Origin of the sequence: Paenibacillus sp. J31TS4, assembly GCF_018403265.1 — a bacterium.
Taxonomy (GTDB): Bacteria; Bacillota; Bacilli; order Paenibacillales; family NBRC-103111; genus J31TS4.
Window position 1 is genome coordinate 439,204 of sequence record NZ_BOSI01000002.1, and the last position, 15,495, is coordinate 454,698.

Genomic DNA, 15,495 nt, shown 5'->3' on the forward strand with positions numbered 1-15,495 from the left:
GTCCCCCGGCGTTCTCGACAGCCGTTCCGGGAGAGGAAGGGGGATTCGGGTTCGGTTGCTGCGTCACTGCGCAATCACTTCCTGTTCGTTTGGAGTCCCCTTCATTTTCTTCCAAGGAACAGCCGGTTATGCATGAATTTGCCGCCGATCCGGGCGCTTCCCCGGGAACGCTGCGGGCGATCCGGGGGAAAGCTATTGACGTCGGCTCAAAGCTCCGCTGCCTTGACCAGCTGCTTCCCGAGATTCTCTCCACGGAACAGGCCGAGGAACGCCTCAGGTACGCGCTCGAAGCCCTCGACGATCGTCTCGGCATATTGGAGCTTCTCGCTCCGCACCCATTCCGCGAGACGCGCGATGCCTTCGGGAAAGCGGGAGGCGTAGTCGCCGACTAGGAAGCCTTTCATCAGAGCGGTGTTGATGACGAGCTGCGTCTGGGGGCGGGGGCCGATATCCGGCTGCTCGAGATTGTAGAGGGCAATCTGGCCGCAGACCGGAATGCGCGCTCCCCTGTTCAGCAAGCGCAGCACAGCGTCCGACACCTCCCCGCCGACGTTGTCGAAGTAGACGTCGACCCCGTCCGGACAAGCGGCTTCGAGCTGCTCCGGCAGCTGTCCGGATTTGTAGCTCACGGCCGCATCGAAGCCGAGCTCCTCGGTCAAGTAGCGAAGCTTGGCCTCCGAGCCTGCGATCCCTACCGCCCGGCAGCCGTGAAGCTTGGCGAGCTGGCCGACGATCATGCCGACAGCGCCGGCGGCACCGGAGACGACGACCGTCTCGCCCGCCTGAGGCTTCCCGATATCGAACAGGCCGAAATAGGCGGTTAGGCCGGTCATCCCGAGAACGCCTAGGGCGGTCGTAATGGGCGCGAGGGAGGGGTCGACCTGCCGCACCTCTTCGGGGCGGACGGAGGCGTAACGCTGCCAGGGGAGGCTGCCGACGACGATGTCCCCGGGCGCAAGGCCGGAGACACGGGACGATTCGACGATGGCGACGATGCCGCCGGCCATCGCCTCCCCGACGCGGAAGGGCGGGACATAGGACTTCGTCTCGTTCATTCTTCCCCGCATATACGGATCGACGGACAGATAGAGCGTGCGGACAATCGCCTGCCCGTCGGCCGGCTCCGGCATGGGAATGTCGACGTACTGAAACTGCTCTGCGGAGGGCATACCCTGCGGACGGCTGGCGAGGCGGATTTGCTGATTGACGGTCATTGGCTCATTCCCCTTTCGCATGGATAGTGGCATCGCTTTATCCTTACCCGGATGGCAGCGTCAAATGCAGGGAACGGACCCGGAAAAAGCCACATTGACAGGTCGGATTAATATCTTTAAACTGTATCATGAGGAAACTCATTATAGAGACATTCGGAGTTCATCCGGTAGGAGGAAACAACATGAGCAAAGTTTTGTTCGTCAAAGCCAATAACCGCCCGGCGGAGCAATCCGTCAGCGTAAAACTGTATGATGCGTTCTTGCACAGCTACAAGGAAACGCATCCCCAGGATGATATCACCATCCTCGATCTGTTCGAGGAGAAGCCCGCTTACTACGACAATACGACCATCATGGGCTTGTTCAAGAGCAGCAAAGGCATGGAGCTGACTCCGGAAGAGCAGGCGGCTGCCGAAACCGCGGGCCGCTATATGGACCAGTTCCTCGCTGCGGATAAAGTAGTATTCGCGTTCCCGCTGTGGAACTCGACCGTACCGGCCGTTCTGCATACCTACTTCGACTACCTGTGCCAAGCCGGCAAGACATTCCGCTACACGGCGGAAGGACCGGTCGGACTCGTAACCGGGACGAAGGTCGCGATTCTGAACGCCAGAGGCGGCGACTATTCGCAAGGACCGGCGGCCGCAAGCGAGATGGCCGTCAACCTCGTGCTGAACAACCTGGCGCTGTTCGGCGTGACGGATATTACGACGGTTATTACAGAAGGCCACAACCAATATCCGGACCGCTCGCAGCAAATCATCGAGGACGGCGTACGCCGCGCGGCCGAGGCGGGCGCGAGCTTCTAATCCAAGCTACCGCGCCGGGCGGCTGTTCCGCCTTCGGGCCGGTCCCCCAAGCGGCAAAAAAGAACGCCAGCCCCTACATGGGCCGGCGTTCTTTTCTGTGACCGGCAAGCTTCCCGGTCCCTCCAAGGCAGCCAAATGGCAGCAACCGGGGCCGAGCAGTCCGAGCGGGCTTAGCGGCTCACTCGGAGCCGAATTTGCAGGGGAGAAACGCTACTTCCCGATTGTCGACGAGCAGGCCAAGCAGTGTCATTAATTCGTTCAACTGCTCCGGCGTCAAATGTCCGACCATCCGCTCCGTTACTTCGGTCATGGCGGCTTGGGCTTTCTGGATGTGTGTCTGCGCCGTCTCCGTCAGCTCGAGCAGTGTGGCGCGCCGGTCGGTCGGATCGGGCCGGCGGACGAGCAGATCATCCTGCTCGAGGGCGTCGACCAGATCGGTGACGGTGCGGGCTTTGACGCCGAGGCGGGCTGCCAGCTCGCTCATGCGGAGCCGGCCGGCCTCCTCGACGACGAGCAGCAGCCGCAGCCGGGGGCCGCTCAGCTGCATCGGCAGCTTGAGGGCGGCCAGCCTCGTATCGAACTCCCGCTCTATGCAATGCGTGGTCCGGATCAATGTCTGGATGGCGTCCTTCGGACACGGCGTCTTCGGACGATTCGGATCGGTCATGGGAACCTCCTTGTACGGCGCGACAAGCACGAACCGGCTTTCCTTTTATTCAGTTTACCTTATGCGGCTGGGGAAAGGAAGGAAGCCGGGAGGCGACCGATTGACAAATCGGGCCGGCACGCCTTACGCTTACCCTTATTGCGGCGGGCGGCTTCCCCGCTTTTACGGACCCATCAATAGTCTATCCATAGGAAAGGGGAACGAACGATGAAGGCTTCACCCTCGCTCCGGAGCGAGCCGGCTTCGCGTCCTGCCGCCAGGCGGAATCGGCTCTGGCTGATCCTCGTGCTCGGAGCCTTATCCGCGTTCGGGCCTCTCTCGCTCGATATGTATCTGCCGGCTCTGCCGACGCTGGCGGACGAGCTAGGGACGGGGGCATCGCAAGCCCAGCTCAGCCTGACGTTCTGTCTGCTGGGGCTGGCCGCCGGCCAGCTGCTGGCCGGTCCGCTGAGCGATGTGCACGGACGCAAGGGACCGCTCCTGCTGGGCCTGTCTGTCTATGCCGTCACCTCGCTCCTGTGTGTCTTCAGCCCGAACGTCTGGGTGCTGATCGCGCTGCGGTTTCTCCAAGGGCTGTCGGGCGCGGCCGGCATCGTCTTGTCCCGCGCCGTTGTGCGGGACCTGTACACGGGCTCCGAGCTGACCCGCTTCTTCTCGATGCTTATGCTGGTGAACGGAGCCGCCCCCATTCTGGCCCCGATCTTCGGCGGGCAGCTGCTGAAGTTTACTTCCTGGCGCGGCGTGTTCGTCGTCCTGTGCCTGATCGGCATCGCGATGCTGATCGCTGTCATGGCCGGGCTTCCCGAGACGCTGGCGCCGGGCAAGCGGGCCAGGGGAGGCCTCGGTCAGACGCTTGCGACCTTTCGCGAGCTGCTTGGCGACCGCATGTTCGTCGGGATTGCGCTGTCCCAAGGCTTGGTGACGGCAGGCATGTTCGCCTACATTGCAGGCTCTCCGTTCGTCCTTCAGGTGTTCTACGGAGTGTCCGAGCAGACGTTCAGCCTGATCTTCGCGCTGAACGGGCTCGGCATCATCGCCGCCGGGCAGGCGGCGGGACGTCTGGCCGGCCGCCTGGGCGAGGAGAAGCTGCTCGCATGCGGTCTCGGCGTCGCATGGACCGGTGGGGCCGGGCTCCTGCTCGCGGGCGTCCTGGGAGCGGGCCTCGGCGTCTTCCTCGTGCCGCTGTTCCTGGTCGTCTCAAGCGTCGGCATCGTCTCCACCGCCGGCACCTCGCTCGCGCTGCAGCGGTACGGGCATGCGGCCGGCAGCGCCTCGGCGCTGCTCGGCCTTCTCTCTTTCATCTTCGGCGGGCTCATCAGTCCGCTAGTCGGCATTGCAGGCAGCGGGACGGCGCTTCCGATGATCGTCCTGATCGCGGCAGCGGAGACAGCGGCGGTGCTGCTCTACTTGCTCTTCGTCCGCAGGAGGCTGGGGTGACGGAGCTTCGGCTCTCCCTCGAGACGTCCAAATCGCGGCAATGGGCCGTCTTTTGGTATACTGAAGGGAAGGGCCGTCCGCATGACGGACGCCCGGCTCCGGCGCGGGAGGACGCCCTCGCCGGATCGAATGCCGCATAGGCGGGCCGACGGCCCGCCGTCAGAAGGAAGGGATACGCATGGGGCTTGGAATTGTCGTGGTGGAGGTCTGCACGCAGAATGCGCTCGCCGCTCTCCCTCTGGAAGAGCTGGAGGAGGAGCATATCGAGGTGGACGTGCTGCGGACCGACTGCCTGAGCATGTGTCAGCTATGCCTGGCGAAGCCTTACGCTATGGTGAACAATAAACGAATTGTGGCCAAGACGAGCGAACAGTGTCTGGCCAAGATCAAGGAAGCCGTCGAGCAGCAGATCAAGGACTTTTACGAAGGCTGATCGGCCGTCGGCGGCTCCTCATATGAGAGCGCGGGTCCCCTTGTGGGAACCGTGCTCTTTTTTTTTGGGCACCGGGCCGCTCAACCGAGACGGCTAGCCTGGTTTGGGCCTCTATGCTCGGATGGTGTTCCTGGCGGGAGCCGCGTGAGGCGCGGGCCTGTCATGGCCTGGCTGCTTGCCGCATATACTCGTAGCGGGAGAGAAATCCGAAGAAACGCATCATTACCAAAGGGGGAACGGATCATGAGCTTTGTCATCATCAGCCCGTGCGTAGGCGAGAAGGCGGCGGAATGCGTCGATGTTTGCCCGGTCGACTGCATCCAGGAGGGAGAGGACCAGTTCTTCATCGATCCGGACGTCTGCATCTCCTGCGGAGCATGCGAGGCGGCCTGTCCGGTAGCCGCGATCGTGGACGAAACCGAGCTCAAGGCGGAGGAGGAAATCTTCCTCGAAAAGGCGTACGCCTTTTTCAAATCGCGCTCTTGACCCGCCGTAAACCGGCGCTCCGCTAGGCGGTCGCTCTGGTCTCGCACCGGTGGATAGATCCCCGCCGCTCGGGGCGGCAGCGGGAGCGGTGACTTGACAGCCTGACCTGGATTCTATATTATTAATCCGTTGTAGGAATGAATGCTATCGAACTGATCGGCGGTGGAGAGGAGATCGTTCCTTTCTGCCGCTTCCTTTTATTATCGGATAAGGAGTGGAACCAACGTCATGGCCCATCAAGCGCCTTACCAGATTCTGCTGTATTATAAATATGTCACGATCGCCGACCCGGAGACGTTCACGCGGGAGCATCTCGCCTACTGCAAGGAGCTTGGCCTCAAAGGGCGCATTCTCATTGCCTCCGAGGGCATCAACGGAACGATATCCGGTACCGTCGAGCAGACCGAGCAATACATGCGTGACATGCACGCCAATCCGCTGTTTGCCGACATGGTCTTCAAGGTCGACGAAGCGGAGGAGCATGCCTTCCGCAAAATGTTCGTTCGCCACAAGAAGGAGCTCGTCACGCTCCGCTACGAAAAACCGCTTGATCCGAATGTCGTAAGCGGCAAGCGCCTGTCGCCAAAGGAATTCCACGATTACCTCCAGCGCGACGACGTGATCGTCATCGACGGCCGCAACGACTACGAGTACGACCTCGGACACTTCCGCAATGCGATCAAGCCGACGGTCGAGACGTTCAAGGAATTCCCCGAGTGGATCCGCAAGAACATGGCCGAACACAAGGACAAGCCGGTGCTGACCTACTGCACGGGCGGCATCCGCTGCGAGAAGCTGACCGGCATCCTGCTGGAGGAAGGCTTCCAGGACGTCTACCAGCTCGACGGCGGCATCGTCACCTACGGCAAGGACCCCGAGGTGAAAGGGCGCCTGTTCGACGGCAAGTGCTACGTCTTCGACGAGCGCATCTCCGTGCCGATCAACCAGACCGACGAGGATGTCGTCGTCGGACGCTGTTACCATTGCGGCACGCCGGCGGACCATTACATCAACTGCGCCGACGATACATGCCACCGCCAGCACATCGTGTGCGAGGCGTGCGAGGAAGAGCACCACGGCTACTGCTCGCCCTCCTGCGAGGAGAACTGGACGGCCCGGACAAGCCTCGGCTGACCGGGGGGGGGGGGGCACTACCCTGCATGGGGCCGCAACGCGCCGTTTTCTGCGAGAGGCCTGTCCCGAGTCCATCCTGCATCATCCGCAGCGGCCCTGCCGCTCTTTTATAGCCCAACTCGCCTAACCTGCCTGGAAGCTTCCAGGCGGTTTTTTTTTGTTTGGCTATGTCCAAACCTAATATTAATAGGACCGACTTGGTTAGGTAGGAAAATAATGGTTGACCTAGAAATCATACTATCACAAGGTACTTACTTTGAGTTGTTTTGCGTCCACATGGATCTGGAGGAGTGATTTGGATGTCGGCTATCGTTCAAAGGAAGATTAAACATTTTTCCGCCATCTTCTATGTTACGAATCGAAAGCAAGTATTAGACTATTACAGTAAACTTAGATTCTGGTGCGACTATGAAATGGGTTTTGTCGAGCGCGAAGGTCTATACATGATTTTTCATGAAAGCAAAGAAGGGGATGCCATTACTCCAAACTATCCAATCCATGGAGAAGATGCCGTTGACGTCTATGCAATGGTAGAAGGCATCGAGAATTTGTATGAGGAATTTAAAACGAAGGGAGCGGTTTTTCAATATCAACTAAGAACAAATAAATACAGGATGAGAGAGTTCGCAATAATAGACCCCCAAGGGTATACGATCGGTTTTGGGGAGCCTCTTGTATAAGAAAGTGAGAAATCTTATTCCTGCTAAAAAAGGACAGAGTGGAAATGGCCGCCTATCTAAGGCGGTTTTCTTTTGGTCAACTAGCAGAAGTAGGATTTGCCCTAGCCTTTGTTTAAGAAACGGACGTCGGATGATCCGGCTGCTCCGATGACCCGCGATTATGCCGGAACATCGCTAGCAAAGCGGATCGAAGCGGGGCTTGCCGGACTGTTCCATATTATGTATAATGACCACAGTCATATATGACCGTGGTCACTTTTTTTATTCGGGGAGAGAGGGATTGTCGTGCGCAGAGAGGAACGCAAGAAGCGGACCCGCGAGGAGATTATCCGCCAGGCGATCGAGCTGTTCAAGCAAAAAGGGTACCACCACGTAACCGTCGAGGAAATCGCCTCCGCTTGCGGAATAGCCAAGGGGACGTTTTTCAACTATTTCGCGAGGAAAGAACAGGTGCTGCTGCATATGGCCAACTCGTATCTGCCTCTCATGAACCAGCTGGTCGAGAGGAGCAGGGGGATGGCGCCCAAAGAGCGGGTGCTCCATCTGCTGCGCGATCTGCTGGCGATCTACTTCCAGTACGGCGAGCTGCTCAGCCTGACGCTGGCGGAGACGATACGGGCGGCGATCGAGACGAAGGACGAGTCCGCGAACCTGCAGGGGCTGGAAAAAGCGCTCGCCGGGATGCTGAGCGAAGCAAAGGAAGCCGGGACGCTCGCGGCCCGCTGGGAGTCCGAGCGGATGGCGGCCGTCATCGCGGCGGTTTTTTTCCATACGCTGATTGGCGGGGTGTCCACCCTCACAGAAAAGGAGCTCGGCCGTCAAGTCGAGCGGCAGCTGGACATCGTCTGGGAGGGGATTCACCATGTCTAGATGGAGCATTGGCAGGAAACGCAGGTCGGGCAGAGGCCGGAGGCTCCGCCGGCTGCTGGGGGGAGCCGCCGTTCTCGTGCTTCTCGTGTATTTGAACAACGCCTCCTGGCTTGCGGGGGATAGGGAGGGCGGCCCGCTTCTTCTTGCGCACCGAGGGATCGCGCAGACGTTTCCTATGGAGGGGATCGAGAACGATACCTGCACGGCGGAGCGCATCCATGAGCCGGAGCATCCTTATCTGGAGAATACGATTGCCTCGATGGAAGCGGCCTTCGCGGCGGGAGCGGACGTGGTGGAGCTCGACGTCAAGCCGACCAAGGACGGCCGGTTCGCCGTCTTTCACGACTGGACGCTCGACTGCCGGACCGACGGCAAGGGCGTGACCACCGACTACACGATGGCGGAGCTCAAGCAGCTGGATATCGGGTACGGCTATACGGCGGATGGGGGACGCTCCTATCCGTTCCGGGGCAAAGGGGTGGGCTTGATGCCGTCGCTTGACGAAGTGCTGGCCCGCTTCCCGGACCGGGAGCTGCTGGTGCATATGAAAAGCCGCAATGCCGAGGAGGGCAAGCAGCTGGCGCAGACGATCGCCGCGCTGCCGGAGGAGCGCAGGAGCCGGCTGACCGTCTATGGAGACGACGAGCCGGTCGCCGCGCTGCGAGAGCTGCTCCCGCAGCAGCGGGCGATGTCCAAGGCTTTGATGAAGAGTTGTCTGCTGCCGTACGAGGCGCTGGGGTGGACCGGGTACGTGCCGAAGGCGTGCAGAGGCACGGAAATTCACCTGCCCGAAGGAATGGCTCCCTGGGTATGGGGATGGCCGAACCGGTTTGTGAACCGGATGGCGGGAGCGGATGTCCGGGTAATCGTCGTCGGAGGGGACGGGAGCGGATTTTCGAGCGGGTTCGATCAGCCTGGCGATCTCGAGCGGCTGCCGGCCGGCTATACGGGTGGCATCTGGACGAACCGGATCGACCTCATTGCCCCGGTGTACAAGGGCAAGTAACTAAGACGGCGGTGATGCGTTCGCCGAGGGAGGAGGAGCGCCGTTCCTCCTGCACCTGCGCCAGAGAATGAACCAACAACCAACATAAGGCAAGCGTCCACCCGTTGGGTGGACGCTTGCCTTATTGGGTTCAGGCGTGGACGGCTGCCGGCTCGTAGCGGACATGTGCCCGGGCTGCCGGGCGGCGGCCATACGAAGGCGGCGGCCGGTTTAGGAGCGGCGCCTCGCCTCAAAAAATTCGCAGCTCGACCGATCGTAATACTGAAGGTCGCTGACATCCGATTGGATCACGACGAACGAATCGGTAAACCGGGTAATGACGCCGCCGGACTGGATGACATAGTCGTCCTGGAAGACGCGGATGCCGGTCCCTCGCTCCATCGCTTCCTGAAAATCCTCGTCGGTCTCTAGCCGCCGGTTACGCAGCATGTCGGGTTCTCTCTCCTTACTCTCGCGGACTCGTCTCCATTGTACCAGAGAGGAGCCGGGACACAAACCCGGCGCGCATCCGGCGAAGAGCCCGCTCGAGCTTCCCCCGCAATCCTGCCAACCAATCCGGCTGATCCGGCACTTCGTCTATCCCTTCTAATGACCGGACGACCCGAGCGAAGCTGTACAGCTCGTCGAACCGCTGGAGGAGGGGGAGGAGCGTCGCCGCTTCCGGCCCGATCGGCCTGAGCGTCCGGTAACCGGCCGTGAAAGCGGCGTAGGCGTCCTCCGCCTCCTTCAGATCGGAGGCTCTCTCCTCGAGCAGCTCCTTCCGGACGATCTCCACGTCCATCAAGAACCAATGGCGCATCGCATCGTCGAAATCGAAAACGCTGAATCGCCCCTCTTCCTCCGACTCGATAACATTATCCGACTGAAAGTCATAATGGACCAAGCCGAACTCTCCGTTTGCCTCCGGAATTCGGGCCAGCTCCGAGGCGAGCCGCTCCAACTCCTCTGCGGCCGCCGTCTCGTCCGGATGCCGCGTGAGCACCGAGCGGACAAAGGCGAGCGTCTCCCGCCAATCCGGTCTCGGCGGACCTGGCGGGACATAGTCCCGAGCAAGGAGGTGAAGCCGGGCAAGCGATTCGCCCCACTGCCTCAGCTGGGACGCCGTCATGCTGGCTGCGGTGACCGGCCGCCCGTTCGCCCGGCGGAAGACGCAGCCATGATACGTCCCCGTCTCGGTCTCCGCCGATTCGACGAGGTTTCCCCACCGCGAACGGACCGGTGCCGCGGCCGGATAGCCGGCTGCGGCAAGATAATCGACGAAGGCCAGCTCCGCCTCGATCGCGTGCCGGCTCCGGTCGTCCTCGTGGACGAATCTTAGGAAGAAGACGTCGTCCCCCTTTCGGAAGGAATAGACGAAATTGCTGCTCGCCCGCCAAAACGCAAGCGAACCCGGCTCATGCTCCCACTCGCCGAGCAGCCGGGCTGCGGGGATGTGTCCGATCATGCCGGCCAGCATGTTTGTTAATCGCATCAATGGGGGTGCCTCCTCCGGCGGGGAGAGGCGGTCCGTTATGCCGTCCGCCCTCTCTCCGCGATCTGATAAATTGCTAGTGCCTTTTGCAACAAATCTTCACTCCTTTCCGGATGCGGGCGCGGCCTTGCCGGCCGAATATCCCCATCTATGTTTGGTCTCATTATGCGGCTCCCGCAATGGCCCAAACAGGGAAACTTTAAGTTGGGCGATTCTTGCCCTGCCATTCGGCGCGGACGTCTGGCTATACTGGTACCGATGAGAGGGAGGGCCGGTGCTTGGCTGCTCCCCAGGCTTTCGTTCCCGCCGCATGCTGGTTAGCCGGCAGGAAGGAAGCTCTAAGCCGACAGCTTGGATGTGCACTGCGAGGAAGGAGGAAGCATGAACAAACCTATTGCATGGTACGAGCCCCCCAAAGCAAACGACGTTCTCGTCCAGAAGCCGTTCGGACTCCGGCAGCCGGAAGCCGGTCTCCCGGCGCAGCCGGTTGTTCGACCGGATTCCGGGAATGCGCCGATGGTCCGGACCGAGAGCAGTCCGGAACATACGCCGCTGACGACGCGGCGGGGAACCGACGGAGAGCCGAACGGACCTGCCGGCCGGACATCTAGAGGACGGCGCCGGCGCCTGATCGTAGTGGAGCCTTGACGGACGCCGTGGGAGGGCAGGCGACAGCCCTCCCCTCTGGACAATAACGGGACAGGGAGGCTGGCGAAAGCGCCTCTTGCCTGCTTATCGCCAAGCTGGAGCACCCGGAGCCCTGCTCCGAGTTTTTCGTCTGCCGCTCCCCGGGTCCGTTAGGCTTCGGATGGATGAAGCTGCCGGTTCCGGGAATGCTAGGAGCAGGAGGTGGAAGCATGCACGAATACGTTCATATCATTATTCGCACCATCGCCGCGATCCTACTGCTGCTGTTCATTGCGAGAATCGTAGGCAAGCAGACGGTCTCCAATATGACCTTCCACGATTTCGTAACGGGCATTACGCTCGGTGCCATTGCCGGCAATCTAGGCTTCAATACGAAGATCAACGCCTGGTTTCCCGCTCTGTCGCTCATCGTTCTGTCGGGAACCTCGCTCACGCTGTCCGTGCTGTCGATCAAGAGCCGGAAGCTGAGGCAGTGGATCTCCGGCGCGCCGACCGTACTGATCGAGGGCGGGGCTATCTTGGAGGAGAACATGAGGAAGGCCAAATATACGATCGATTCGCTCAACCAATCGCTGCGCGAGAAGGATATCTTTGACCCTGAGGAAGTGGAATACGCCCTGCTCGAGACGAACGGACGGCTGTCCGTACGGAGAAAGGCGGAGTACCTCCCCGCCACGCGGAAGGATTTGATGACGACCGCCGGAGGAGCAAGCGGCTCCGCGTCAAGCGCAGGGGGCAAGCCGGTAGCGAATGGGGCCCAATCGGAAGCGGGCGGGAAGCCTGCGGGAGGCTCCTCGTCGTCCGCCGGAGCTTCCGCAGCGAGCGAGTCCCAGTCGAATGCCGGAAGCGAGACGACAGGCGGCTCCGGTTCTGCCTCCGGAAACAACCCGACAGCAAGCTCCGGTCCGGCGGCGGGCGGCTCCGGTGGCAGGACTGCGCCGAGTATGGATGCAAGCGCGGGTGCGTCCCAGCCGGCTATGTTTCCGATCGAGCTCATGACGGACGGACAGCTTCTTGAGGAGAATTTGATGAAAAGCGGCCTCACCAGGGAGGAGCTGGAGAGGGTACTCAAGCAAAAGGGAAAAAAGCTTGGCGACGTATTCTACGCGGTGCAGGGGACACACAAACAGCTCTTCTTCGACTATTACGAGGATCACATTCAGAGTCCGATCGACCGGGAACGTTGAGAAGAGACGGAACGTCTCGCGCCGCTGCTTGCGCAATCGGCGTCTTACGCCGAACCGGACATCCCGCCTGGGCTGGCAGGAGACGGTTGATAGCGACGGGACAAGCGCTTCCTTTCCTGATAAACTGTAGCCAGTAGGCCGTTCCGGTCAGGAACGGCGGCTTGCAGCAAGCTGCAATATGCAATAGGGATCGGGAGGGAAAGCGGATCATGCAATACACGCAACTGGGCAGAACGGACCTGCGCATCTCGCGCATCGGGCTTGGCACGAACGCGGTCGGCGGCCACAATCTGTTCGCCGGCCTCAAGGAAGACGAGGGCATGCAGATGGTGGAGCGCGCGCTAAGCGACGGCGTCACGTTCCTCGATACCGCGGACGTATACGGAGGGGGACGCTCGGAGGAGCTGGTCGGCCAGGTACTGACCAGACACAAGAGCCGCCGCGCCGAGATCGTACTCGCAACCAAAGGGGGCAGGCTGAGAAGGCCGGACGGGACGCCGGCTACCAACAACGATCCGGCCTATTTGAGGAGCGCGCTTGAAACCAGTCTCCGGAGGCTGCAGACCGAGTATATCGATCTCTATTATTTGCATTATCCGGACGGAGTGACGCCGTTCGCCGAGTCGATCGGCGAGCTGACGAGGCTGCAGGAGGAAGGCAAAATCCGGGAGATCGGCCTGTCCAACGTCACGCTGGAGCAGCTGGAGGAGGCGTCACGCGCCGGGCGCATCGCCGCGCTGCAATCGCCTTACCACATGCTGGACCGCAGTGCGGAGCGGGAGCTGCTGCCCTACTGCGTTCGTCACGGCATCTCGTTCGTTCCTTACGGCCCGCTCGCCTTCGGCATTCTCGGCGGCCGCTATGACGAATCGTTCCGGCTCGAGGCGGGCGACTGGCGCAGCCGCGTGCCGCTGTTCGCGGAAGGAGCGTTCAAGCGGAACCTGAAAATCGTGGAGCGGCTGCGTGAGATCGCGGAAGCGAAAGGCGGCCCGATCGGCAACTTGGCGCTCGCCTGGCTGCTCGCCCAAGACGGAGTCGATGCGGTCATTCCGGGAGGAAAGCGTCCGGAGCAGGCGGCCGAGAATGCCCTTGCGGGAGACCTCGTTCTGACCCCCGAGGATCTTGCGAAGATCGAGGGAATAATAGGGCAATAATTTTTTTGGGAGGGGGCCGTATCGATTCGGCCCTTTTATTCGTATCTATAAGGAGTTTATCAAACACCGAAGGGAGGAGCCGCCGATGAGCGTGGCCGTGCAGCAAGCGTCCGGCAAAACAGCCCAGGGAGACCGGTTTGCTTCTTTGATCGAGCCGTACCGTCCGGTGCTCTCCGCCTACTGCCGCTCGCTGACCCGATCGGCGTGGGAAGGGGACGATTTGGCGCAGGACACTTGGCTGAAGGCTTACCTGATGCATCTGCGCCAGCCGGGCCGGCAGGAGATGTCGCGGACGTATCTGTTCCGCATCGCCTTGCGCACATGGATCGACCGGTGCCGGAGGGAGCAGGCCGGCAGAGACCGTCTCGAGGAGCTGGCGCATCGGCAGCCCGGGACATCCTCCGGACTGCTCGAGGAATACGTCGCAATGGAGTCGCTGGTCGCGCTCCTGCCGCCCCGGCAGCTCGTCGCCTACCTGCTCGTCGAACTGCTCCGCTATTCCGCCGGAGAGGCCGCCGTCCTGACGGGCTCCACCGAAGGAGCCGTCAAGGCCTGTCTGCACCGTGCCCGGCGGCGGCTGGAGAGCTTGCGTCAACCAGCGCAGGCCGGCGAGAGCGAAGGCGGTCAGCCGCCCGTCGATATGGGAAGCCATGTTGACGAGCGCCTGGTCTATGCTTACCTGCGGGCGTTCGTCGACCAGGATGCCGAGGCGCTCGTCCGGCTGCTGAATGAGGGAGGCCCGGACGATGCTCCGCCAGCCGTTCTCGGCCGCAAGGCGGCAGGGGCCAAGGCGGCGTCCTCGATAACCGAGGAGGACGGTGCTGTCGATCGTTCCGGCGCGGGCGAGGAAGCTTCTGTGCGCTCCGCGGGCCTGGCGAATCGTGTTCGCAGCCGGACAGTATGCGGACCCGGCGCGCGGCTTTCCCTCCCCGGTGGCGCTCCGTCCTGTTGGGCGGCAGCCGCATAGACTCATTCTTGATCCAAGAAGGAGGATAAGCGGATGAGCAGTTATATTCCTTATGTGGTGGAGCCGACCGGTCACGGAGAAAGGTCGTACGATATTTATTCACGGCTGCTGAAGGACCGAATCGTGTTCCTTGGCTCCGCCATCGACGACCAGGTGGCCAACAGCATTATCGCCCAGCTGCTGTTTTTGACGTCGGTCGACCCCGACAAAGATATTCACCTGTATATCAACAGCCCTGGAGGCTCGACAACCGCGGGCTTCGCGATCTACGACACGATGCGGCATATCAAGCCGGATGTGCAGACGATGTGCGTCGGGTTCGCCGCGTCGTTCGCCGCCATTCTGCTGCTGGCGGGGACGCCGGGCAAGCGTCTCGCCCTGCCGAACAGCGAGATCATGATTCACCAGCCGCATGGCGGCGTCCAGGGGCAGGCCAGTGACATTGCGATCAGCGCCCGGCGGATCGTGAACATCCGCGAGCGGCTGAACCGCATCGCGGCGGACTGTACAGGGCAGCCGCTTGAGAAGGTCGAGAAGGATATGGACCGCGACTATTTTATGAACGCGGATGAAGCCAAGGAATACGGCATCATCGACCAGGTGATCCGCCCGTAGCGGGATGGCGGCCTCGAAGACCCGCCTGCCGGAATTCTGTCTTCGGCGTCCCGGCGGGCCACCAGCCGACTGCAGCCGTCAGCCGCGAAGCTCACCTGGCAGGACCGGATCTCGAAGGAAACGGCGATCCTGTCTGATCTGCCGATCGCCGCCGGATGTCAAGTCGGCATCCGTGCCGCATGGATTGTCTACCAGCCCTTTCTTTTGCTCCCGGAGCGAAGAAAGGGTTTTTCATTCTTCGTCTCCCGGAGCGGAGAAAGGGTTTTTTCCTACAGAGGGGACTAGGTTGGAAAAATAGGGATGGACAAAACGCGGGACTGCCTATACTATAGACTCTATTGCCGGCGTACGCCGGGGGAACGACAATCGAATACGCGAGAGACAAGGTGCAAGCATCCGACGGATGCTAGCTTAATAGGGAAGTCCGGTATAAGCCGGCGCGGTCCCGCCACTGTAGATGCAGAGCGACTCTTCCTATGCCACTGTGCTGGTTTCAGTAACGGGAAGGCGAAGAGAAGCGAAGACGCATGAGCCAGGAGACCTGCCTTGCCTCTCTCCAGTTTCTAATTCTTCGGGGGGTGGGAATGGAAACGGCGCAGCCGGACTGCATATCTTTGGTACCGGCCGTCTATTCAATGCGGACAAGCGATGCTAGGAAGAACCGATCACCCTTTTGCTGAGGGTGGTCTTTTTTTGTTTGCCGGACAATCGGCGGTG

The 15,495-nt window shown here is 61.2% G+C and carries 17 protein-coding genes, 1 pseudogene and 1 riboswitch; of the genes and pseudogenes, 14 read left to right on the plus strand and 4 right to left on the minus strand.

From position 1 onward, the window contains the following. Positions 1–206: 206 nt before the first annotated feature. Positions 207–1,214, minus strand: coding sequence for an NADP-dependent oxidoreductase (locus KJS47_RS12840; protein ID WP_213525440.1), 1,008 nt, complete (start codon positions 1,212–1,214; stop codon positions 207–209). Between the two features lie 182 nt (positions 1,215–1,396). Between KJS47_RS12840 and KJS47_RS12845 the strand changes: the two genes are divergently transcribed. Then, a complete protein-coding gene (locus tag KJS47_RS12845; protein WP_213525441.1) occupies positions 1,397–2,023 on the plus strand; it encodes an FMN-dependent NADH-azoreductase in 627 nt (208 codons plus the stop codon). Positions 2,024–2,201: 178 nt separating this feature from the next. Here the strand turns inward: KJS47_RS12845 and KJS47_RS12850 are convergent, their stop codons facing one another. Next, positions 2,202–2,690 carry a MarR family winged helix-turn-helix transcriptional regulator gene (locus KJS47_RS12850; protein WP_213525442.1) on the minus strand — a complete coding sequence of 163 codons (489 nt, stop codon included), beginning with the start codon at positions 2,688–2,690 and terminating at the stop codon, positions 2,202–2,204. Positions 2,691–2,897: 207 nt separating this feature from the next. Here KJS47_RS12850 and KJS47_RS12855 point away from each other — a divergent pair, with 207 nt between their 5' ends. From KJS47_RS12855 to KJS47_RS12890, 8 genes are all read left to right on the plus strand, one after another. After that, positions 2,898–4,127 (plus strand): multidrug effflux MFS transporter, encoded by a 1,230-nt coding sequence (locus KJS47_RS12855; RefSeq protein ID WP_213525443.1) that lies wholly within the window; start codon positions 2,898–2,900, stop codon positions 4,125–4,127. Continuing rightward, positions 4,124–4,267 (plus strand): hypothetical protein, encoded by a 144-nt coding sequence (locus KJS47_RS12860; RefSeq protein WP_213525444.1) that lies wholly within the window; start codon positions 4,124–4,126, stop codon positions 4,265–4,267. Before KJS47_RS12855 ends, KJS47_RS12860 begins: the two co-directional genes overlap by 4 nt. A gap of 38 nt (positions 4,268–4,305) precedes the next feature. Further along, positions 4,306–4,560, plus strand: coding sequence for a DUF1450 domain-containing protein (locus KJS47_RS12865; protein ID WP_213525445.1), 255 nt, complete (start codon positions 4,306–4,308; stop codon positions 4,558–4,560). A gap of 243 nt (positions 4,561–4,803) precedes the next feature. Continuing rightward, positions 4,804–5,046 (plus strand): ferredoxin family protein, encoded by a 243-nt coding sequence (locus KJS47_RS12870; protein ID WP_213525446.1) that lies wholly within the window; start codon positions 4,804–4,806, stop codon positions 5,044–5,046. 228 nt (positions 5,047–5,274) lie between these two features. After that, the gene (gene trhO, locus KJS47_RS12875; RefSeq protein WP_213525447.1) at positions 5,275–6,180 is read left to right on the plus strand and encodes an oxygen-dependent tRNA uridine(34) hydroxylase TrhO; all 906 of its coding nucleotides are present in this window, start codon (positions 5,275–5,277) and stop codon (positions 6,178–6,180) included. Positions 6,181–6,479: 299 nt separating this feature from the next. Next, positions 6,480–6,860 carry a VOC family protein gene (locus KJS47_RS12880; RefSeq protein WP_213525448.1) on the plus strand — a complete coding sequence of 127 codons (381 nt, stop codon included), beginning with the start codon at positions 6,480–6,482 and terminating at the stop codon, positions 6,858–6,860. A gap of 285 nt (positions 6,861–7,145) precedes the next feature. Next, on the plus strand, positions 7,146–7,730 hold the full coding sequence (locus KJS47_RS12885) for a TetR/AcrR family transcriptional regulator (protein ID WP_213525449.1): 585 nt from the start codon (positions 7,146–7,148) through the stop codon (positions 7,728–7,730). Continuing rightward, the gene (locus KJS47_RS12890; protein WP_213525450.1) at positions 7,723–8,736 is read left to right on the plus strand and encodes a glycerophosphodiester phosphodiesterase family protein; all 1,014 of its coding nucleotides are present in this window, start codon (positions 7,723–7,725) and stop codon (positions 8,734–8,736) included. The genes KJS47_RS12885 and KJS47_RS12890 overlap by 8 nt, the downstream gene beginning before the upstream one ends. 210 nt (positions 8,737–8,946) lie before the next feature. Here KJS47_RS12890 and KJS47_RS12895 read toward each other — a convergent pair whose 3' ends face one another. Then, positions 8,947–9,165: a hypothetical protein gene (locus KJS47_RS12895; RefSeq protein ID WP_213525451.1), complete on the minus strand. Its 219-nt coding sequence runs from the start codon at positions 9,163–9,165 to the stop codon at positions 8,947–8,949. A gap of 16 nt (positions 9,166–9,181) precedes the next feature. Then, entirely contained in the window at positions 9,182–10,207 is a 1,026-nt protein-coding gene (locus KJS47_RS12900; RefSeq protein ID WP_249716403.1) for a phosphotransferase enzyme family protein, read from the minus strand. 381 nt (positions 10,208–10,588) lie between these two features. On the opposite strand from KJS47_RS12900, the gene KJS47_RS12905 reads away from it, so the two are divergent. From KJS47_RS12905 to KJS47_RS12925, 5 genes and pseudogenes are all read left to right on the plus strand, one after another. Continuing rightward, on the plus strand, positions 10,589–10,855 hold the full coding sequence (locus tag KJS47_RS12905) for a hypothetical protein (RefSeq protein ID WP_213525453.1): 267 nt from the start codon (positions 10,589–10,591) through the stop codon (positions 10,853–10,855). Positions 10,856–11,064: 209 nt separating this feature from the next. Next, positions 11,065–12,042 carry a YetF domain-containing protein gene (locus tag KJS47_RS24090; RefSeq protein WP_249716345.1) on the plus strand — a complete coding sequence of 326 codons (978 nt, stop codon included), beginning with the start codon at positions 11,065–11,067 and terminating at the stop codon, positions 12,040–12,042. Between the two features lie 209 nt (positions 12,043–12,251). After that, positions 12,252–13,196 (plus strand): aldo/keto reductase, encoded by a 945-nt coding sequence (locus KJS47_RS12915; RefSeq protein ID WP_213525454.1) that lies wholly within the window; start codon positions 12,252–12,254, stop codon positions 13,194–13,196. A gap of 85 nt (positions 13,197–13,281) precedes the next feature. After that, on the plus strand, positions 13,282–14,163 hold the full coding sequence (locus tag KJS47_RS12920; RefSeq protein WP_213525455.1) for an RNA polymerase sigma factor: 882 nt from the start codon (positions 13,282–13,284) through the stop codon (positions 14,161–14,163). A gap of 30 nt (positions 14,164–14,193) precedes the next feature. Further along, a pseudogene (locus KJS47_RS12925) lies at positions 14,194–14,778 on the plus strand (ATP-dependent Clp protease proteolytic subunit); the annotation flags it as partial. Between the two features lie 367 nt (positions 14,779–15,145). Beyond that, positions 15,146–15,341, plus strand: a riboswitch (cobalamin riboswitch). Positions 15,342–15,495 lie beyond the last annotated feature (154 nt).